At 44.3% G+C, this 22,004-nt stretch carries 17 protein-coding genes; 7 read left to right on the forward strand and 10 right to left on the reverse strand.

The window, feature by feature from the left end; translation table 11 throughout:
* Window positions 1–246: 246 nt before the first annotated feature.
* Entirely contained in the window at window positions 247–2,655 is a 2,409-nt protein-coding gene (locus HUJ21_RS00870) for a glycoside hydrolase family 95 protein (RefSeq protein ID WP_291366507.1), read from the forward strand.
* Window positions 2,656–2,827: 172 nt separating this feature from the next.
* On the opposite strand, the gene HUJ21_RS00875 is transcribed toward HUJ21_RS00870, so the two are convergent.
* The 8 genes from HUJ21_RS00875 to tsaD form a co-directional block, all read right to left on the reverse strand.
* Entirely contained in the window at window positions 2,828–3,322 is a 495-nt protein-coding gene (locus HUJ21_RS00875; RefSeq protein ID WP_291366509.1) for a hypothetical protein, read from the reverse strand.
* Window positions 3,323–3,424: 102 nt separating this feature from the next.
* The gene (locus tag HUJ21_RS00880; protein WP_291366511.1) at window positions 3,425–3,634 is read right to left on the reverse strand and encodes a hypothetical protein; all 210 of its coding nucleotides are present in this window, start codon (window positions 3,632–3,634) and stop codon (window positions 3,425–3,427) included.
* Between the two features lie 120 nt (window positions 3,635–3,754).
* A complete protein-coding gene (locus HUJ21_RS00885; protein ID WP_291366513.1) occupies window positions 3,755–4,003 on the reverse strand; it encodes a helix-turn-helix transcriptional regulator in 249 nt (82 codons plus the stop codon).
* Window positions 4,004–4,800: 797 nt separating this feature from the next.
* Window positions 4,801–6,585, reverse strand: coding sequence for a 30S ribosomal protein S1 (rpsA, locus tag HUJ21_RS00890; RefSeq protein WP_291366515.1), 1,785 nt, complete (start codon window positions 6,583–6,585; stop codon window positions 4,801–4,803).
* 181 nt (window positions 6,586–6,766) lie between these two features.
* Window positions 6,767–7,276, reverse strand: coding sequence for an HNH endonuclease (locus HUJ21_RS00895; protein WP_291366715.1), 510 nt, complete (start codon window positions 7,274–7,276; stop codon window positions 6,767–6,769).
* 8 nt (window positions 7,277–7,284) lie between these two features.
* Window positions 7,285–8,100 carry an NlpC/P60 family protein gene (locus HUJ21_RS00900; RefSeq protein WP_291366517.1) on the reverse strand — a complete coding sequence of 272 codons (816 nt, stop codon included), beginning with the start codon at window positions 8,098–8,100 and terminating at the stop codon, window positions 7,285–7,287.
* A complete protein-coding gene (gene smpB / locus HUJ21_RS00905) occupies window positions 8,066–8,530 on the reverse strand; it encodes an SsrA-binding protein (RefSeq protein WP_291366519.1) in 465 nt (154 codons plus the stop codon). Before smpB ends, HUJ21_RS00900 begins: the two co-directional genes overlap by 35 nt.
* Window positions 8,517–9,539, reverse strand: a complete 1,023-nt coding sequence (gene tsaD / locus HUJ21_RS00910) for a tRNA (adenosine(37)-N6)-threonylcarbamoyltransferase complex transferase subunit TsaD (protein WP_291366521.1) — start codon at window positions 9,537–9,539, stop codon at window positions 8,517–8,519. The genes smpB and tsaD overlap by 14 nt, the downstream gene beginning before the upstream one ends.
* Before the next feature lie 10 nt (window positions 9,540–9,549).
* On the opposite strand from tsaD, the gene HUJ21_RS00915 reads away from it, so the two are divergent.
* Both HUJ21_RS00915 and HUJ21_RS00920 read left to right on the forward strand, forming a co-directional pair.
* Window positions 9,550–14,157: a translocation/assembly module TamB domain-containing protein gene (locus HUJ21_RS00915; RefSeq protein ID WP_291366523.1), complete on the forward strand. Its 4,608-nt coding sequence runs from the start codon at window positions 9,550–9,552 to the stop codon at window positions 14,155–14,157.
* A 31-nt stretch (window positions 14,158–14,188) separates the two neighbouring features.
* Entirely contained in the window at window positions 14,189–15,490 is a 1,302-nt protein-coding gene (locus tag HUJ21_RS00920) for a deoxyribodipyrimidine photo-lyase (RefSeq protein ID WP_291366525.1), read from the forward strand.
* 2 nt (window positions 15,491–15,492) lie between these two features.
* Here the strand turns inward: HUJ21_RS00920 and HUJ21_RS00925 are convergent, their stop codons facing one another.
* Window positions 15,493–16,161, reverse strand: coding sequence for a YdcF family protein (locus HUJ21_RS00925; protein ID WP_291366527.1), 669 nt, complete (start codon window positions 16,159–16,161; stop codon window positions 15,493–15,495).
* A gap of 209 nt (window positions 16,162–16,370) precedes the next feature.
* Between HUJ21_RS00925 and HUJ21_RS00930 the strand changes: the two genes are divergently transcribed.
* Window positions 16,371–17,099, forward strand: coding sequence for a hypothetical protein (locus HUJ21_RS00930; protein ID WP_291366529.1), 729 nt, complete (start codon window positions 16,371–16,373; stop codon window positions 17,097–17,099).
* Window positions 17,100–17,126: 27 nt separating this feature from the next.
* On the opposite strand, the gene HUJ21_RS00935 is transcribed toward HUJ21_RS00930, so the two are convergent.
* The gene (locus HUJ21_RS00935; RefSeq protein WP_291366531.1) at window positions 17,127–18,956 is read right to left on the reverse strand and encodes a glycoside hydrolase family 9 protein; all 1,830 of its coding nucleotides are present in this window, start codon (window positions 18,954–18,956) and stop codon (window positions 17,127–17,129) included.
* Between the two features lie 187 nt (window positions 18,957–19,143).
* Here HUJ21_RS00935 and HUJ21_RS00940 point away from each other — a divergent pair, with 187 nt between their 5' ends.
* Genes HUJ21_RS00940 through HUJ21_RS00950 form a run of 3 tightly spaced genes read left to right on the forward strand, consistent with a single transcriptional unit; the run spans window position 19,144 to window position 21,998 of the window.
* Window positions 19,144–21,216, forward strand: coding sequence for a GAF domain-containing SpoIIE family protein phosphatase (locus HUJ21_RS00940; protein WP_291366533.1), 2,073 nt, complete (start codon window positions 19,144–19,146; stop codon window positions 21,214–21,216).
* 31 nt (window positions 21,217–21,247) lie between these two features.
* A complete protein-coding gene (locus HUJ21_RS00945; RefSeq protein ID WP_291366535.1) occupies window positions 21,248–21,592 on the forward strand; it encodes an STAS domain-containing protein in 345 nt (114 codons plus the stop codon).
* Window positions 21,582–21,998 (forward strand): ATP-binding protein, encoded by a 417-nt coding sequence (locus HUJ21_RS00950; RefSeq protein WP_291366537.1) that lies wholly within the window; start codon window positions 21,582–21,584, stop codon window positions 21,996–21,998. The genes HUJ21_RS00945 and HUJ21_RS00950 overlap by 11 nt, the downstream gene beginning before the upstream one ends.
* Window positions 21,999–22,004: the final 6 nt, after the last annotated feature.

Below are 22,004 nucleotides of genomic sequence, written 5' to 3' on the forward strand. Positions count from 1 at the left end.
TTCTTCATTGTATTTTTTAATTTTAGTTCAACAAAGGCCTTATTGTAGATTCTGCTAAATCAAGACTTGTTCCAAATTCATTGTAGGGTCAAATTGTCAGTACCTGTTCGACAGGTAGCTTGGAATTCATTGGTAAAGCCTGATTCGAAGAGGTGGGTTAGGTAAATTGCTATGAAATACGCCCGTTTTTTCTACAAGGAATCAGGATATTTTTGTATTATGCCATTTGATCTAATCCTAGCCCACATGCGTCTGGTACTCCTTTCCCTACTCCTAATCATTATTCCGCTTGTTAGCGAAGGTCAAGCACCCACACATAACAGCAATTCTTCCGATAGGATGGAACTCTGGTATACTACACCAGGCAGTGAGTGGCTGGAAGCACTGCCCATTGGTAATGGGCGATTGGGTGCCATGATTTACGGAGGCCTGCAGCAGGAACAAATTCAGCTCAATGAGGAAAGCCTGTGGGCTGGCATGCCTGAAGATCCTTATCCCGAAGAAGTGGGCAAGCACTATGCTGAGTTTCAACGATTGAACCTGGAAGGAAAATACCAGGAAGCCCTGAACTATGGGATGGAGCATTTGGCCGTGTCCCCTACCTCTATACGTTCCTATGAACCGCTAGGTGAGTTACACATTTCCTTTGACCACCAGGGTACGCCGGAAAATTACCGCCGGTCGCTGGATATGGAAACGGGATTGGTAACCGCTACCTACAGTATTGAGGGGAAAAGATTTGTCAGGGAAGCTTTTTCTTCCAACAAACACAATGTTATCTTCTATCGCTTTGAGAGTTTGGATGGGGTGCCGGTAAGCAGCGCCATCCGTTTTGATCGGAAGAAAGACATTGTCCAAAGCATAGGGGAAGAAAAAATACTTTTTGTGGATGGTCAGGTATATGACGATCCGGATGGTTACGAAGACAATCCTGGAGGCTCGGGCGAACCCGGACTGCACATGAAGTTTGCCTCGCAAATAACGGCAGCCCTGGACAATGGAAGCATAAGCGGACAGGAGAACACCCTCAAAATAAAAAACAGCACCGGATATACGATTATTCTCAGTGCGGCAACGGATTATAATTTAGCTGAATTGAACTTTGACAGAAACATTGACGCTAAAGACACTGCGTTGAAATTATTAAAAGGAGCTGCTGAAACAACTTACGAAACAGCTAAACAGGTGCATATTTCTGAGCACAGCGAGATGTTTAACCGGGTTAAACTTTCCTTGGGAGGTACCCTTCAGGATACCATTCCCACAGACAAACGTTTGGAGCAGGTGCGAGAAGGTACGAATGACAACCACATTACGGAATTGTTTTTTCAATACGGAAGGTACCTCCTGATGGGAAGTTCGGTCAACAGGGCCATTCTCCCTGCAAACCTTCAGGGCATCTGGAACAAGGAAATGTGGGCCCCCTGGGAATCGGATTTTCACCTGAACATCAATCTACAGATGAACTACTGGCCTGCTGATCTGACCAATTTATCCGAGGCTTTTGTTCCCCTGTCCAACTTTATGGTAAAATTGGCGGAAAACGGTAGCACTACCGCAGAAAATTTCATCGGTTCCTCCGGTTGGATGGCCCATCATGTGTCTAATCCATTTGGCAGGGCCACCCCATCCGGGTCTACCAAGGAATCTCAGGTTACCAACGGTTATTCCAACCCCCTGGCAGGCGCCTGGATGTCCCTGTCCTTATGGAGGCACTATGAATTTACGCAGGATCAGGATTATTTAAAGGAAACGGCCTACCCGGTCCTGGCAGGAGCAGCACAATTTATTTTGGACTTTCTGAAAGAGAATGAAAAAGGTGAATTGGTCACGTCCCCTTCCTACTCACCGGAGAACGCCTATATTGATCCAACTACCGGCAAGCCAACGAGAAATACCACGGCTGCCAGCATGGACATCCAAATTATAAATGACATCTTTACCGCCTGCCTGGAAGCAGAGGAAATCCTGGGAGAACAACAATTGACTGTGTCCATAAAAAAAGCCGCTGATAAATTACCTCCCATTAAAGTTGGTGAAGACGGCACCTTGCAGGAATGGTACGAAGACTATGAAGAGGCGGAGCCCGGCCACCGGCACATGTCTCACTTGTATGCCTTATACCCTTCCAATCAAATCACTGCAGCAACACCCGAATTATTCAAGGCGGCCGAAAAAACCATCGAAAAGAGACTGGCTTATGGTGGCGGGGGGCAAACCGGCTGGAGCAGGGCATGGATTATTAATTTTTATGCGCGTTTACAGCAGGGAGACGAGGCCCTGGATCACATCCACCAAATGATGGCCACCCAACTGGCTCCCAATATGTTTGATTTGCTCGGAAAGATTTTCCAGATCGAGGGCAATTTTGGAGCTACAGCAGGTATCGCCGAAATGCTTTTACAGTCTCATGAAGTAGAGATCATCCGCTTATTACCAGCGCTACCCGAAGCATGGGCTACGGGCCAGGTAACCGGACTGAAAGCAAGGGGGAATTTTGAGGTAAGTATGGAATGGGAAGATGGCGACCTTAAAAAAGCAACTATTCTTTCGCTGAGCGGAGGAAAAACCAAGGTGCTTTATAAGGGTAAGGAATGGCTTGTAGACTTAAATAAAGGGGAAGCAAAGTCGCTCTTTCCTGGATTTGAGGACTAGGTAAGGGTAAAGCGCAATTTTTGCGACAAATGCCAATAGATTTCCTGTGATTTTGTCAAATTTTTTATCCTTCCCTTTGTTTTCTTTTGAGACTGTCAATAGTCTGATATGTATTCTCCATTCCTCAGGAATCATTTCTAACGATATAAGGCATAATACATCACTCAACCCATTATTTTCTGGTCAATGCCTCAAGCCTCTCCTGAAAGTTCGGGAAGGAGGAATTGCTCATTTCTATTTTGCGATCATCCTTTAGCAAAAACGAAATAAAGGATACCTCCCCGATACCGTTCGCTTTATAAAATTCTTTATTCGGGTCGTGAATTACAGGGTGCGAAAAATTGTTTTCTTTCAATTGCCGGATCAATTTGGAAGGGTCTTTTTCTGAGATATAGAAAAGGAAGGCGACCACCTTATTGTTTGATATGGCCGGTTGCCAGTCAAGGGTTGTTATGGAACGGCCGACTTTATTCATATACACGGCTACTTTGTATTTACTGTCAAACCAACTGGTATCAAATTTAACCGAATCGCATGGCTCAATTACAGTTAAATCGGTTGGGAAAACCATTTGTTTTCCAACCTTACCGGATGAATTACACCCTATAATAATGGTCAGAACGAAGCAAAAAAAGATGAGTTTTACGATCAAATAGTTTGCGCTCATTGGCAATTGGTTTTAGTACTGAATTGTAGGTCGGAATAAATCAAAATCGGATTGTCCTGATTTTCAGTATTTTTTGAAGCTGATGGCACAACCTGTTTGCCGTCAAAATATTCCGTATTCCGAATCAGATTTAGGCATGGGCTGAAATACTCCTATCTGTTTGGCTTTTTTATCAATCATTACTTGATAGGCTTCCTTCATTTCATCCGGAAGAAAGCTTTTTGCCACAAACCCATGCCATTTAGGTATTGCTTTTTTGAATCTTTCGAAAATATTATCGAATGCTTTTTGATCGATTTCAAACCTTCCCATAGCGGCTTCAAAATCCCTGCGTATTAGTTTCCTTTTTTCAGATAAACATCCCTGTATTGGAAACGATAGCCTTCCTCATCTTCTTGCAGGATTTCTGCCCAATCGGCGTACATATACACTTTAGCCTTTCTCATGGATCAGTTTATTGCGGTTTATTGACACCGGACCGAGTTCAAAACCAAACAATACCAGTACCTGGTTAACTTTATCCTTTTGCAGGGAAGGTTTATCACGTTCTAATTCACGTACAAAACGTAAGCCTACTCCGGCTTTTTCTGCCAGTTCCTGCTGGGTAAGCCCTAGTGTCCTTCGCTTCTCTTTTACAAAATGGCTTAACGGTTGCCCAGTATATTGATTTACGGTATTCATTCGTATGGTATTTACCCTTTCGGATACAAATTAAAGCACCCATTCATTTATTATACCCTTTCGGGTGTAATTCTTTATTTTATCTAGAAATTGCACCCGTATAGGTACAATAAAAAAGAGAGCAGGATCTACTTCTTAAACGAAATTTCAGAAAATTGAACGCAGAAGCGCACATTTTGCAAGCAGAAAAAATAATGGAAAATACCAGAACCTATAAAAGCGGTATTTAATGGAAAGGAACTTAAAAGCAAATCGCTTCAACTAGCCTATCACCAGCCATCTCGTCTCCTCTGCCGATCCGGGATCGGTTGCCTGCTCCGTCTCCTGGAGGGTATTTTTACTATCCATGCAATTGAGGTTAAAGCATAAACGAACGAATTAGCTTAACGCCAATGTCATATATCAAGGCGCTTTTCGAACCGACCGCTGCTCGGGGAAAAGTACCGCATCATGGGCCTCCTGGCTTTGGATTGGTTCAATTAGGGGTTAAGGTGGCAATTACCTGTTTAGGGTTATAGTTTCATTGTTAATATGGCTATTTATTTTACCCAACCATAACCTATAGCCAAATGCTTCCGGAATGGTAACCGAAAGCTGACGGCATTGCTTCGGTTTATGGAATCAAGGATATGTTAGCCTACTTTACCCAGACCCACCTGCTTTATGCAAGCTATTTAATAAGTTGTTGAACCCAGCAATAGCCCATCCTTATAATTTTTTATTCTCCTTAGATGGTTCAAAAAAAAAAGCGCTAACCGAAACCGGAAAGCGCTTTTCATTGTAAAAACTATTTTCTTTTATTTTTTGGACTGGTCCATTTTTTCCTTCAGGGCCGTCAAGGCATCCAAATCGCCTAAGGTAGACTTCTCTCCTCCGGCACTGCTATCCGATCCGGAAGCTTTCTTTTTGGTACCTGGAGCTGCGGTTTTCTTGGCAGCAGCTTTAGGCATGGCTTCCTCTTTGAAGGTAGCTGTGTGCGAAAGCACAATGCGCTTGTCCTCTTTGGAAAATTCGATTACCCTGAAATCAAGGCTTTCTCCTGCCTCAGCCTGTGTTCCGTCTTCCTTCTCCAGGTTTTTGGCGGTAACAAATCCCTCCAAACCATAGGGAAGCTCCAATACTGCTCCTTTGTCATTTTTGGAAATGATAGAACATTTGTGCGTAGATCCGATCGGGAATACACTTTCGAAGGTATCCCAGGGGTTTTCCTCCAATTGCTTGTGGCCCAATGCCAGTCTCCTGCTATCCAGATCCAGTTCCAGGACGATAACATCCAGCTCGTCGCCTACTTTCACAAACTCGGAAGGATGCTTGATCTTTTTGGTCCAGGAAAGGTCGGATACGTGTACCAGACCATCGATACCCTCTTCCAGTTCCAGGAACAAGCCAAAGTTGGTCAGGTTTCTGACGATTCCCTTGTGCTTGGTGCCTATGGCATATTTGGTACCCATTTCGGACTTGGTCCATGGATCTTCGGTCAGTTGCTTGATGCCCAAAGACATTTTCCTTTCGTCTTTGTCCAGGGTCAATACCACTGCATCGATTTCGTCGCCCACTTTCACAAAGTCGGCAGGATTTCTCAGGTGCTGAGACCAGGACATCTCCGATACGTGAATCAGTCCCTCTACGCCTGGAGCCAATTCAAGGAATGCGCCATAATCGGCCACATTGACAATTTTTCCTTTGACTTTGGATCCCACTTCAAGGCTGGCAGAAAGTGAATCCCATGGGTGAGCAGTCAGCTGCTTCATGCCCAGAGAAATCCGTTTCTTGTCATCATCGAAATCCAATACCACAATCTGAACCTTATCGTCCAGGTTAAGCACTTCTTCGGGATGGTTGATCCTGCCCCAGGAAATATCGGTAATGTGCAAAAGTCCGTCTACACCACCCAAATCGATAAATACACCGAAATTGGTCATGTTCTTGATCACACCTTCCAATACCTGACCTTTTTCCAGGTTGTTCAGGATTTCGGCTTTTTGTTTTTCCAGGTCTTTCTCGATCAATACTTTGTGAGAAACGACCACGTTATCGTTAGCGTGGTTGATTTTCACCACTTTCACTTCCATTTTCTTACCTACATAGATATCGAAATCCCGGATAGGCTTCACATCAATCTGCGAACCCGGAAGGAATGCCTCTACCCCATAAATATCTACAATCAGACCACCTTTGGTCCTTCTCTTCACCAATCCTTCTATGACATTGTCTTGCTCCAGGGCTTCCTCAATGGTCTGCCAGGCTTTGACCATTTTGGCCTTTTTGCGGGAAAGCACCAATTGACCCAGTGAGTTTTCCTGCTCTTCTATGAAAAGCTCCACCTCGTCACCGATTTTCAGGTCCTCAACATCACGGAACTCGTTCAAGGGAACCAATCCATCGGATTTGAAACCAATGTTAATGATCACGTCCTTGTCGTTGATGCCTACTACCGTACCGGTAATGACCTCCTTTTCGGTGATCTCAGTAAGCGTCTTGTCGTACAGCTTTTCCATTTCGGCCCTTTCAGCCTTGGTATAGCCCTCTCCAAAACCCTTGGTTTCAAATTTTTCCCAGTTAAAATCTTCTTGATTTGACATATTAAATGATATAACCCTGATTTTCAACAGCCTTAGGGTCGTCTGGCTGAGGTTTTTATGAAGAATACCTTCCCTAAGGAAGAACCGTTCACCCGAACGGACTGCAAATTTACGAAATATTTTAGGAATAGAAATGCCTAACCCACAAAAAATCAAGTTCTTTACCGGATTAGCAGACCGCTCACCCCACTGTTTTGGCCGCTAAAAATGGCAGCCATTCTTCGGCATGTCTTTCTGCATATTCGGCTAAAAAGTAAGCAAGCGTCGGCCTGAAGGGCAAAACCTTCAATTTCATGCCTGCTTGCTCCGGGGTTTTGTCCCCCTTCAGGGTATTGCAGCGGTGGCATGCCGTAACCAGGTTTTTCCAGCTTGTCTTTCCTCCCTTGGACCGGGGTACCACATGATCCAGGGTCAAACTCTTATCGGCACCACAATACTGGCAGGCATGTTGATCCCTTTTGTACAGGTTGTTCCTGTTTAACATGACACCCTTATAAGGAATGTTTTTGTACTCATGCAGGCGGATCACTGCCGGGTAAGCAAAATTTCTGTCTACCGTCCTGATCGACAGGTAATCAAAATGGGCCAATGGAGCTGCTTTCTCCAGCAGAGTAAGTACCAATGCCTTCTGCACATTGACGATGCCGACAGGGGAATGATCCAAATTCAGCACAAGCACCTTTTTTTCCATCCACTCCTTCATGATCCCATGAGATTTTTAACATGAAGAACCTGAACCTGTTTGGATTTGTTTTCGGCTGTTATCCATTTTTCGGGATCAAAAGGACTGAATTTCACCTTTCCATGGATTCCCAACATTTGACCCTGGCCTATGTATAAACCGGCCCGGGATGGAATTCTGTGTTCATTGCTGAAAATCACGACATCCCCTGCCTGTATCCCTGATAATCCCACCTCACGTCCAGCGGTCAATAACTGGGAAAGGTAATTGGGAACGATATAACCACAAATTTTAAAAATCAAATGCAGCCAACTCCCTTCGTACAGGCCAAATATACTCCTTCCCCCGGACAGATAGGGGGCATTTAAAAAACCTTTGGCAGTCTCTACCAACTCATCTCTGCCGGCTTTTTTGGAAAATGGCCTGCTGCTGCCTTCGAAAGAAAAAGAAGCTTCCCAGTCAAATATCTCCTGATTCCCGGCGTGAAGCTGGCTTCCGGGAAGTAAATAGACGATGGATTTTTCCCAGATAACCCTACTGAGAGTAGCAGTAGTTATGTGCAAGGGAGACTGCATAAAAAAAGTATAGGAACCTTCAGTCAAGTCATGGTGCTGAGAAGCCAGTATCCAGCCAGAACCGGCCTGAGCCTCGCCTTCAACAAAAAGCCACTGTCCGTCTTTTGTTTTGCGAAGCACCTGGTACAGCTCCCCGAAAAGCAATTGGGAAGTTAATCCTGACCCTACTACAGGTTCCCGGTAGATGCTCAGCAAGGATAGCCTGCAAATACCATACGCCCGATCAGAAAGCCATTCGTTGGAGGTCCCGTTTTGCATCTTTTTCCTTTATTGATCGCCTTTTATCATGTACTTTTTTGCCTTTGGCCAGGGCTACTTCCATTTTAGCCAGTCCCCGGTCATTGATAAATATACGCACAGGAACAATGGAAAGGCCTTTTTCGGAAAACTTATTTTGAAGTTTTTTCAATTCCTGCTTTTGTAGCAGCAGCTTTCGCTCCCGCACGGGGTCATGGTTATAATGGGCAGCAAGGGTATAGGGAGCGATATGCATTTGCTTGATAAACAACTCATCTCCCTTAAAATAACAATAGGCCTCCGTAAGAGAAACCTTCCCTTCGCGTATGGATTTTATTTCCGTACCCCGAAGTACTATCCCGGATTTGAATTTGTCCAGAAACTCAAATTCAAAACTTGCCTTTTTGTTCCTGATATTAATGATCTTGTCGAACTTATTATTTTTTGCCATGATTTCCAATTTTCATTTTTGCCAAAGGGCTGATATCCAATCCACAAAATTGACCTGCCTGGTATTTGTAATGTGCAGCCATGGCCACCATGGCTGCATTGTCCGTGCAATATTCCAACCTGGGCAGGTATATGTTCCAACCCTGATTTTTTGCTGCCTCTTTTAACGCAGTTCTCAAGCCGGAGTTGGCCGAAACCCCTCCGGCAATGGCCACTTCCCTGATCCCGAGTTCCCGGCTAGCCCTGACCAATTTTTGCATCAACATCCTGATCAGGGTATATTGTACCGATGCACAGATGTCTTCCAGGTGATGGGCAATAAAGTCAGGATCATCTTTGATATTATCCTTGAGAAAATACAATACGGCGGTTTTAATTCCGGAAAAGGAAAAAGCCAGCCCCTTCATATCCGAAATCGGGAATGTAAAGGCCTCCGGATTTCCTTTGGCAGCCAATTTGTCCAGATGAGGCCCACCCGGATAAGGAAGCCCAAGGATCTTGGCTATTTTATCGAATGCCTCTCCCACGGCATCATCCGACGTTTCTCCCAACAATTCCATGTCCAGGTGACTTTTCACCAGAACCAATTGTGTATGCCCTCCACTTACCGTAAGGCAGATAAAGGGAAATGCCGGACTTGGCGTATCAATAAAGTGGGCCAGCACATGGGCTTCCATGTGGTTTACCTCTATCAATGGCAGGTCCAAAGCATAGGCAAAGGCTTTGGCAAAGGAGCCACCCACCAAAAGGGCTCCCATCAAACCTGGTCCACGGGTGAAAGCCACCGCAGAAAGGGAGCTTTTGTCCAATCCCGATGATTTCAATGCCTCTGCAACCACCGGGATCAGGTGCTGTTGGTGGGCTCTGGAGGCCAATTCAGGTACCACCCCGCCATATTTCTCATGTACGGATTGCGTGGCGACAATATTATTAAGTATTTTGCCATCAGAAATCACTGCTGCTGACGTTTCATCACAAGAGGATTCTATAGCTAATATATTACAACTCATCTGGTGCCTGTTGGAAAATAAACCGAAAGTTAAGGAAATTTTACTGAATGCCCTGAAAAGGCTGTTTGTGATCCTGCGTTACCTGCTGATGTTTCTGCTGGCCCTAACCCTCTTACTGCAGGTCCCGGGAGTTCAGACTTACCTGGCGGGCTTTATCACCAATAGAATTTCAAGCAATACCGGTTATGTAACGGATATAGGTCGCGTTAACCTCAGGTGGTGGGATGCCATCAGCCTCCGGGATGTGACCGTTTACGATCTTCAGGATAGCCTGATGATAGATCTGGATGAGGTTTATATAGACTTTTCGATACAGGGTTTGCTGGATAAGGATCAACCCGGATTGGATGTGATCAACCTAAGAAGTGGAAACGTAAGGTTGCTGACCCATACAGATGGGCAGGGATTGAATATCTCTATTTTTTTGGAAAGGCTCAGGGCTAGTTTTTTTCCTAAACCCAAAGAAAAATCCCTCCGTCCATCAACCTTTAACATTTCAAATATCTCTTTCGAGCAGACTTCCCTGGACATTATTGATTATAACTTACCTGATATCGACCTGAAATTTGACTATGCAAATTTACAATTCAGGGACATGGTGGCCAATGCTACTGATTTTTACGTCCGAAGGGATACGGTGGCTTTTGACCTGAAATATATGAGAGGAGTGGAGAGCAATTCGGGGATGGTCTTTCAACAACTTCAGACAGATTTTACTTATTCCAGTACCGGGATGGAATTCAAATACCTGTTCCTCAAGTCCAATGAAACAGAGATAAAAGATTACCTGAGGTTTGATTATGAAAATGTGGCCGATCTCAGGGATTTTAACCGGAAGGTGGACTTGCTTGCCCAGCTGGATGAGGCGATTTTGGATGTACGGGACCTGGGCTATTTTTCGGAGAATATCCCTCCCATAGACGACAGATTATACCTCAGCGGACAGATCATTGGAAAGGTGAACTCCATTTTTTCCGAAGAGCTGCTACTCAGGTTTGGGGAAAGAAGTGCTTTGTTTGGGAAATTCAATATTGAAGGCCTGCCTCAGGTGGCAGAAACATATTTCAACCTATCGCTGATGAACTCCACCCTTCAGCCTGAGGACCTTTATCCCTATATTTCCGCAGAAGCGAGGAAGGAATTAGACAAATTCGGGATCATCCGCTTTGACTCGGATTTTGATGGTTATCTGACTGATTTTAGGGCAAAGGGGGAGTTCAGAACGGCCATTGGGTCCCTAAATGGAAACCTGAATTACCTCAAAAAAGATGACATACCTACCTATGAGGGACAAATTGAGGCCAAAAACTTTGACCTGGGAGTTTTGACTGAGGAATCTGAAAACTTCCAAAAAGCAAGTTTTAAGGGAGATATCAAAGGTACGGGGCTTACGGTGGATGAGGCACTTATTGCTCTGGATGCCCATATCAGCAAAATAGGTATCAACCAGTACGAATACACAAATATAGACACCAAAGCCACCTATGGCAAAGATTTGTTTCAGGGGCAGCTTACCATAAAAGACCCCAACCTGGTGATGGAAGTGGATGGTACCCTGGACTTGAGAAACAACAAGGATTCCGCCAACCTTGTCATGAAGCTGGATACGGCTTTTCTGAACAATATCAATCTTACGGAAAAAGACATTTTCCTCAGTGGAAATTTCGAATTGGACACCAAGGGCATACATTGGGACAATATAGAGGGCGTTTCCCGCTTCCGGGACATCCTGATCAGCTATGATGGACGGGACCTTTTTCTGGACTACTTTCTCTTCCAATCATTATTTACGGAGGATTCCAGGGTGATTTCCCTCAATTCCGACTTGCTGGTGGCCGGGATCAGTGGTAATTTTAAGGTTCAGCAACTGGGGCAGGATTTGGAACAGCTTTGGGAGGAGTATTATGCCATTCTTACCAATGACTACAGCGGACCAATAGCCAATTCCCCCGGGGATGGTGAACCTTACGAGATTGACATCAGCCTGGACCTCAGGGATCCCAACCCCATACTGAACCTTATTGACCCCCGGTTATTTATTTCAAGCAATACCTCCGTAGAAGGCGCCTTTTACCAAACGGATCAAAATACCGTATTTAACTTCTTTACAGGTATTGATACTATTTTTTACAATGGCAATTATTTCATCGACAATAACATTGACCTCAATACCGCCAAATACAAAAACAGCGCTGAAGTACTGGCCTCTTTTTATGTGCTGTCCAGGGAGATTCAACTGGCCTCCGGGTTAAATTTCGACAATTTATCCATGGAAACCATTTGGGATCAGTCCCGCCTGAACGTCTCTTTCTATCTGGATCAATTGCTTACAGAAAGCTACCTGGATATCGGCGCGGGCATCAATCTCTCCCGAGCCAATACCACCATTGAATTTTCCCCTTCGGAAATCAAATTGCTGGAGGATTACTGGCAATTTGAGGCAGGTAACAGCATCAGTCTAGCTGCCGGTGAAACGGTGTTTGACAATTTGAAAATTTTTCATGAAAACCAGTATATTTCTGCAGATGGGAAAATCAATCTGGATCCCGGGGATCAGATGGAAATCAATATCCATGAATTGAACCTGGATTTTTTGAACTCTTTTGGCAACAGGGAATTTGAAGGAATAGCCAATGGAAGGATTGGGCTGACTGAAGGCTGGAACAAAGAGGGCATGGATGGCAAGCTGAATGTGGATGGCATCCGCATCAACAATTTTCTGGTCGGAGATATTACCGCCAGTGCTTTTTTTGCAGACCAGGCCATCAATCTCTCCCTGGAAAATTTCCGGGAAGGGAAAAAAGTAATCGAAATCAGTGGAAATCTGGCCTCCGAAAATAAAGACATGGCCCTCAATGCCAACTTTGAAAATGCCAACCTGTCTGTGTTGGAACCCTTTATTTCCAACTACCTTAGCAATATTGATGGTAACCTAAACGGCAATCTGGGCATTAGGGGAAGCATCACCCGTCCCATTGTGGAGGGTTTGGGAAAACTGGAAAATGCCACCTTCCGCTTTAACTACCTGAACACCACCTATAAGGTAGATGGAAATGTAATCTTCGAGCCCGATAACATCAGTTTCCGGGGGCTTGAACTCAAGGACATCAATAACAATACCGCAAGGTTGAGGGGGGGAATCACCCATGACAATTTCGACAACCTGGTTTTAGACCTTTCGGCCAATATCAATAATTTTCAGGTGATGAACACCAGCGCAGCCGATAACGATTTGTTTTTCGGCACAGCCTATGCCACCGGGGATATCAATGTTTTTGGTGCAGCCAACAACCTGGACCTTACAGCAAATGCCACTTCCCAGCCCAATACCAGGGTTTACATCCCCATAGGAGATAGCAACGGTCAGGCCCAGGAAGATTTTATCAACATTATCAATGTCAGAGACACGGTCCAAACCATAGATTTTGAAGAAGAAGTGGAGAAGCTGTCTATCAATAACCTGAGGATGAACCTGAACCTGGACATAACACCTGATGCCTATGTGGAGATACAAATTGATCCAAAAACTGGAGAAAACATTCAGGGTAGGGGAAGGGGGGTGTTGAACCTTAATATTGACACGCAGGGCAATTTCAACATGGTTGGCAATTTTGAAATAGTGGATGCCCTGTACAATTTTTCGCTGTACAATGTAATTAATAAAAAATTCCTGATTGAACCCGGAGGAACCATCAATTGGTATGGCGACCCCTATGAAGGGGTAATGGACATTTCGGCCGTATACCAGGAAAATGTTTCCCTGGCCTCCCTGCAAGCCAATTCTACCAATGGACAGTTTGAAAACAACCAATTGAAGCGCCGCTTTCCAGTAGAAGTAATCATGGACCTGGATGGGCCTCTGTTGTCTCCCGATATTTCTTTTGATTTTGATTTTTCAGAATTTCCCGAAGACAGTGAAATTCAAACCACCATTTCAGCTTTCAGCAACAGGATAGCCAACGATGAACAGGAAAAAAACAGGCAGGTATTTTCCCTGATCATGCTGCGGAGGTTTTCGCCCGAAGGGCAGTTTAGCGGGGCCGGTATTGGCTTTTCCAATCTCAGCCAGTTGATTTCCTCCCAACTCAACAACCTGATCGCACAGGTAGATGAAAACCTGGAAATAGATTTCGATTTGCTGGGACTGGACGAAACTGCCCTGGAAACCTTTCAGCTCAGCATTGCTTACACTTTTTTTGATGGCAGACTTAGGGTAACCAGAGATGGAGGTTTTACGGACTTGCAGGGAAATGCAGACTTCAATACCATTGCCGGAGACTGGCAAGCCGAATACCTGCTTACCGAGGACGGCAGGTACCGGGTCCGGGTGTATAACCGCAACAATTTCAATACCCTGACTGCCTTGAATATCAACAACCGGGCACCCAATACCTATGGCGTTTCAGTATCCCAAAACCTGCTTTTCAGCTCTTTGAAAGAACTTTTTCAAAATTTCAGCCGGAAACGATCACTGCCAATGAATGATTCGGACGAATATCTACGCAGAGATTTTAACATCAACCTGGACGAAGTAGCCCCGGAGCTATTTAAGCCTGACCCTATCGAAGAACCATCTGGAATCCGGATACTGGAGCAGGAAAAACCAGTCCAAAAATAAACAATAACCAGCCCAAGCCACTTAATACCCTATGGAAAAAATAACCCTTTTTTGGTTTAGAAGAGACCTCAGACTGGAGGACAACATGGGCCTGTACTATGCCTATGAAAACGAGGAAAATGTTTTGCCCCTTTTTATTTTTGACAGTGAAATCCTGGATAAACTCGAAGAAAAGGCTGATGCCCGGGTGCAGTTTATTCACGATCAGGTCCAAAAACTGCATGAAGCACTCAAAAGCTACAGCAGTTCGCTGCTGGTCAGGAAGGGCAGTCCCCTGGAGGTTTTCCAATCCCTTGTCGGGGAATACGAGATCAAAAACGTGTATACCAACAGGGACTATGAGCCTTACGCCCGGAAAAGGGACCGGGAGGTGGAATCATTTCTGAAGGGGAAAAACATCCCTTTTTACGATTTCAAAGATCAGGTCATCTATGAAAAGGAGGAAATTACCACAGAAAAGGGAGACTTTTATAAGGTGTTCACGCCTTACAGCAGGGTTTGGCTGAAAAAATTCAAGGCCGCAAAAATAGAAACCGTAAACCTGGATGGGCGGAAGAACAGCTTTTACCAGACAAAACCGCTGCCTCTTCCTGCTCTCGAAGATATTGGTTTTGAAAAAAGCGATATTAAAATTCCGCCCCTGGACATCAACAAACCCCTGATTAAAAAATACGATAAAACCAGAAATTTCCCCTCTCTGGATGGAACCAGCCGCCTGGGTATCCATTTGCGCTTTGGCACCATCAGTATCCGAAAGCTGGTTCTGGAAGCCGCAAGCCTAAATGAAGTATATTTGAATGAACTGATCTGGCGGGAATTCTACATGATGATCCTGTACCATAATCCGCAGGTGGTGGACAAGGCATTCAAATCCCAATATGACCAGATACCCTGGCGGAATAATGAAAAGGAATTTGACCTATGGTGCCGGGGCATAACCGGTTATCCCATGGTGGATGCAGGGATGAGGGAACTCAACCATTCAGGCTATATGCACAACAGGGTAAGGATGGTTACCGCCAGTTTTTTGACCAAGCATCTTTTGATAGACTGGCGCTGGGGAGAAGCTTACTTTGCCAAAAAGCTACTGGATTTTGAATTGTCTTCCAACAATGGCGGCTGGCAATGGGCGGCCGGTACCGGTACGGATGCTCAGCCCTATTTCCGTATTTTCAATCCCGAATCCCAGTTGGAAAAATTTGACAAAGAACTAAATTATGTCAAAAAATGGGTGCCTGAATATGGCACTGATGATTATCCAAAACCCATGGTAGACCATAAAATGGCCAGAGAAAGGGCCTTATCGGTGTATAAGGAGGCCTTGGGAAAATAGCTTTATCCAATCAGGTGCTGGTCAAAGCCCAAGGCAACCAACTGCTCAAAAGCAGCCCATACCTCATCCGGAATATCCTGATGGATCTGAAAGCCTTTTTTGGGGTATTCTTTTATCCTTTGCAAATCACCCACCATGGACTGGATCACAATGGGCATGGATATCTCCTCGTTGGGGTAGGCTTCAAATGAAATCCGGGGGCTGGTGACCCAAAGGGTTTTTTCCGGCCAATGCTTTTTGAAAGTCGCATAGGATCGCCTTTCCATATAGGGTTTTTGCACGACAATAAACTGCCGGAAATCCAATCCTTTTTTTTCAAGGAGATGCTGGGTAAACCGGATGTTCTCACCCGTGTTGGTGGATTGGTTTTCTACCAATACCGCCTTTTCGGACACGCCCATCTCCAGGGCTATTCTGGCAAACTTATCGGCTTCAGGTTCATCCCAAATGCCTTGGGTAAAGTTGCCCAAACCTCCGGATAAAATAAGGTACTTTGCCATGCCTTCCAACCACAATGCTGCCCCCCTTTCGGCCACTCTGGTATCATGACTGCCCAAAACAAAAATGGCATCCGAGGGCTGAAGGGTATGGTTGAGTTGGTGGTAATCCCATAAAATTTTGGCCAAATCAAGGATATTTGAGTTGATTTTCGGCTGATTTTCCTGAAGCATTTTTAAAAGTTTACATTTCAGCGACAAATATAATTGTTACAGGCCGGAAACCATAAAATCCTGTTTTGAGCTTTGACACAACTTTTCAAAGCATCGGTCCATCAAGTTTGATAGGGTTCCTGATTTTTATTTTCACCGATTCCTATTACATTAAGGAAGCAGATCCGGTTTATTAGAGAATCATTTATTACTTTCCCCCAAGGATCGATATGACTCAAAACAAGCACGAAATTCTATTCCGGCTGTTTGATACCTTCATTCCTGTGATCAGCATTGGAGAAAAATTAATGGTTTTTTCCAGGAATGATTATCAGGATGAAATGAAAAAAAGGAATTTTCAAACTGCGGCCATTGGTACACCTTTTGGATTGCTCAAATATGACAAAGGATCCGATGAACCTTCGCCTATGGATGAGGCTGATATCATGCCTGCAGAAACCCCATTACTAAAAGCTTTTGACAAATTGGCTTTTCAAAGAAGGTTTTTTCTGAGAGAGGGCAAGCAGATCAGCCATATTGTTACCCAAAGTGACCTGGATAAAATCCCAATGCGGTTGGCCATGATTGGTTTTATCAGTGTTTGGGAGACCTACCTCAGGGATTTGGTAAAGCTGGAAGTGCCAGATTGGGAACAAAGCCTGTCTCATAAGCGGATTCAGGCTGCGAGAGAACTTTTTGAACTTAAAACTTCCCGTAATGAAGAAATAGACCTGATCCAATGCCTTCAATTGGCAGATCTGGGCAGCATCTTCTCCAAGAAGCAGCGCTACAAAAGGTTTCTTCCAGCGGCAAACAGGCAACAATATGACGACACCATTAGGAATATCGGGAAGCTAAGGGATGCGCTTGCCCATTCTCAGGCCATACTTCCCTTTTCCTGGAGGGATATCCACCATCAGCTGTCCTTTATCAGGGAGTCAATCAAGCAGAACCACTGAAAAAGCGGTAAGGCGTTAAAAGCCCTTTCAATCCTGCTTTTTTGCTGTCCCGGCCTGGCTGGCTTTTCTTCCGAAATGGGCCATCATCAAGATGGCACCGGCTGTACCGTCCATGGTGGGTTCATTGGTACTGTAATCCCCTACATCGTCCTGGTACACGACATGATTGTTTTGCAAATGGGCAAATTCATCCGGATCATTTAAAGTGAGGCCAAGCAGGCTGTCGTGGATGCTCCGGTAAATGGGGCCATCTACCAGCCCTCCCTGTATTTCGAGCCCCAGCATCACATAAACGCTGGTATGTACATCATCGGGAGCCTCTCCCTTATCAGGCATTCCGGTAAACATGGAAGTGCCCCATGGGTTTCTGCCAAACAACCAGTCCCGCTGGGTAGTCAAAAAATGATGGTATTGGCTGTCACTACTCATTTTTTCATAAAGGATTACCTGCGTGATCAGACTGGTGAGCAGGTTATTGGAGCACCAGATAAAGGGCACTCCGATATGGAAGGGGTTTTGGGTGGCCCTTTTCAGCGTATTATCGATTCCTGCCTGGTAGTATCCTTCAAGGATTTGTTTAAAATCTGCCTCTACATGGCGGTGAAGGGCAAAATGACCCATATTGATAAACGGATAAAGTTGATAATGGGCTGCCGTATCTCTCACGGTCCATGCATCTTCGTTGCTGCTCATTAAAGCATAAGCTTTGGCCTGTTCCAGGTAGGCGTTTTCACCGGTTAAGGCGAAAAGCTCCGCTGCCCCCCATTCCATATCGTCTGCCCAGGTCTCTTCATTGTACCGGTAGGGAGCTCCATAGGAATTTCCTTGCTGGTATCCTTCGTGCTCCCTACCCAGCCTGTAAAGTGAAATGGCTGCTTTCCTGCATTTTGCAGCATATAAGGGATCATTCAGGTGCTTCTCCCATATCCTGGCGGCAAGGGCCATGGCCGCAGCACTCCTTCCTGCCAGGTTGGCCAGACCTGTTGCCTGACTCTTGTATTTGCCCAGTCCCTGTGGTTTTCCTGTGGCCAGGTAAGCTGTCCGGTAGCTGTTTTCTCCCCAGCCATAATCTGAATTATCCTGGTTGGGTATTTTAAATCCCCTGTGGTCCCGGTCGTCTGCTACCTGGTGAAAAAGCAGATCAGGACCAGCATGCATTTTATGGATCCAATCCAGGCCCCACTTTGCTTCATCCAATACATCCGGGATACCATTGCTGCCGGCCTGCCCCAATGCATTGTAGGCATCGGCAAACTTTTCCGGGTACAAGTCAAAAGCCATTAACATATGGGCAGTGGCATAACTCCCGGTGATCAGGTATTTGAGCTGATCTCCGGCATCATGCCAGCCACCACTGAGGTCCACATAGGTACTGTCAGGCATGGGACCATAAAAACTGCGCCCATCTTTTTCATGACAGACCATGTCCAGAATGGGATTGTATCCGCAGCGTTGCTGCCGCATAAAAGTCAGTAAGGTTTCCTGATGATGAGCATAAGCCTCCGGACCAATTTTAAATGAAGCAGATTGTCGGAGGGATTTTTTGGTTTGCAGGTAATATTCCCCCGGCCTGGTGAAAGATGTAAAATTGAGGGTATAATAAAAATCAAAATTACCCCAGTTAGCTGTTTTTCTTCTTTCTGGTTTAAATGCCATGATGACCTCATCATCAGCTGATCGAATGAGCTGCACTGGCTCCCGAACAGGTGAATGGCTGAAAATCAGGGCTTCTTTTTCATCATTGGCCAAATAGCCCAACTGATTGACCCTAAGGTAAACATCCGCCTGCCCATATCCTTCGACCACCTGGCTCATCCCCCAAATGACAATCAAAAAACTCCTTAATACTGTCTTCATAGTAGTGATATAAAATTTCAAAACCGAAATTAAAAAATTTGATCCGTTATTTGTTTAAAAGGATTAAAATCGACTAAATATCCCTTTCGGGCATGCGTTTTTTGTGATTAAAATCTTATGTATTCCATTCTTTTTTGAATGGTTCAATGAATTCTGCCATTCTATTTTTATTATTGTAGGATTTTCTATGGTAAAACCACCCAACATAGCACGGAGCAAAATTTATATCCTGCTGACCATCATGTCATGGTTTGCTTTGTTATTTGTGGACCTGGTAAGGATTTTTGGTGAAATTAACCAGATGGAGGGAGTGATCAAAAGGGAAATCACCTGGATTCTGGAGATTATTTTTTTTATTTTACTTTATCTCTTCTTCAATAATTCCATCAATAAAAAGGAAAACAGCAATTTTCTCAACCTGATATGGAGGGCAGCCTCTACCGGTTTGATTGCTACAGGTACCTCATTTCTCATCATTTACTTTTACTACATTCTTCAGGATACACGGCTTTCGGACGACCCCCTTTTAAGGAATTTTTTCTATCATGTAAATTTTGCCTTGACAGCGATCTTTCTTATTTCCACGGCACTACTTTGGAAACACCTGATTCTTTACCAAAAAAACAAAGCGGTCGTACAGCAATGGCAGGCCTATGAAGTGATTTTATTGATCAGTATGTTTTTCGTACTGATCAATCAGGAAAGCTTCAACTATGGCTTTATGTTTGGTTTGATTTTTCTCATTATTTATGGTGTCATTTTATCGGTAAACCTTAAATGGATACCTTACCTGACCTTCAGGGAGAAATGGAAGTCTATTTTGTTTCTTGCCATTATTGTATTCTCTACGGTTTACCTGTTGGTTCAGTTGGTTTCCTATACCCAGAAGAACGTCCATTTTGTCAACCTGAGCGAAAACCTATTTTTACTTGGACTTTTTGCTTTTGTGCTGATATATGCGGTATTCAGCTTTTTGGTCACATTATTTAACCTACCCACCTCCTCGGTTTTCGAACAAAAGTTGACCGAGGCCATTAGTTTCCAAAAATTGAGTCAGTCCATACAGCCTGGTGAAAATGAGGATCAGGTTTTGGACATATTAATGGACAGCTGCATGAGTGCTGCCTATGTGGATGCGGCCTGGCTGGATTTACATGCCGATGAGGAAGACCGCAGGACTGGGACGGTACTTTATCAGAAATTTATCAGCAATGGAGAAAGACAGGAAATCATGGACCTGCTGAAAAAAACAGAGCCCTTTTCCGCATATCTAAAAAGTCAGACAGATGCCAGAATCGAGTATTTATATGGAAAAATATCTCATGAAATTTTTCAATCCGTTCTGATCATGCCTGTCAGGGCCAATAAAAAGATTTTGGGTGATATGTTTTTGCTCAAAGAGGTAAAGGATGGGTTCAATAAGGAAATGATCAATATCATTTCCACATTTGTTGGCCAGACCTCCATATCCATAGAGAATTATCGTCTGCTCAATGAGGCCATCAAAAACGAAAGGTATCGGGAGGAGCTTGAAATCGCCCAGCGCGTACAAAGAAGTTTGTTGCCTTCTGCCTTGCACCACAATAGATGCTTTGAAATTGACGGTTTCTCTGCGGCGGCGGATGAAGTAGGTGGGGACTATTACGAAACTTTCAGGTTTGACCAGGATAATTTTGCCTTGATCATTGGGGATGTTTCAGGCAAAGGCACCTCAGCGGCATTCAACATGTCGCAGATGAAGGGGGTATTCCATAGCCTGGTGCAGTTGAACTTCAGTCCCAAGGTTTTTTTATCCAAAGCCAACAGTGCCCTGAGCCGTTGTCTGGAAAAAAACAATTTTATCACTACCACGTATTACACGGTCAATACCAAAGAAAAAACAATCCACTTTGCCCGGGCCGGACATTGTCCCACCCTTTATTTTGACAAAGGGAATAATACCTGTAGGTTTTTGGATATCAAGGGAATGGGATTGGGTATCGTCAGGAACGATACCTTTGATCAATACCTGGAAGAGGGGACTATGGTCTACCATCCCGGAGATGTAATGGTCATGTACACAGATGGGATTGTGGAAGCAAAAAATAAAAATGGGGAAGAGTTTGGTTATGAAAATCTACGGTTACTCCTGAGCTCTATTTATGAATTGCCTGCACATGAGATCCGTATAAAAATTATCGAAGAGGTTTACTCCTTTGTGGGTAAGGAAACCCTTCCAGACGATGACTATTCATTGTTGGTGATCAAATTTAAAGCATGAACTTAAAAAAAAATAAAGCGTATAACTGGGTATGTTGTCAATCAATAAAGCGTCTGAACGAGATCATCTGGTAATTGCATTGAATGGAGAGGTGGATGCCAGTAATTCTGTGGAATTGGACGAGGTGATTCAAGAGGCAATTGCAGAAAATGCACACAAAATCCTGTTGGATGGCAGTGAGCTGGAGTATATTTCTTCCGCCGGCCTGGGGGTTTTCATGTCCTATCTGGAAGATTTCAATGAAAAACAGGTTACGTTTGTAATTTTCGGACTGAATGAAAAAATATTGAATGTGTTCCATATTCTTGGACTTGATCAACTGATTAGTATCAAAAATACCAGAGAGGAAGCCGAACAAGCGCTTTATGAAGCATGAATTGAAGCTATACTGCGAGAAAAGCCGGTTGGCGGAACTGAGGGTCTTTTTATCCGGAATATTATCAGCCAGTGGTTTGAATGAAATCACCCAGAATCAATTGATACTGGCAGTGGAAGAAGTCTGTGCTAACCTGATCATTCATTCTCATGATTGTAATCCCCTCAATCATATAGAACTGGAAGTAAATATCAATCAGGATACGATCATTTTTGAAATCAGGGATTCGGGAAAAGCCTTCAACATTATTGAGTACAAGTCACCTGAAATCAATGCGGTGATCAAGGAAAAACGGAAAGGTGGCCTGGGCTTGCTCCTGGTCAGAAAAATCATGGATAAAATTGAATTTGAAACAGATCCTTCCTTCAATACCTGCCGCCTGATCAAAAGGCTGAAATCCAAATAAATGTTA

The sequence above is a fragment of the Cyclobacterium sp. genome (assembly GCF_014762705.1).
Lineage (GTDB): Bacteria > Bacteroidota > Bacteroidia > Cytophagales > Cyclobacteriaceae > Cyclobacterium.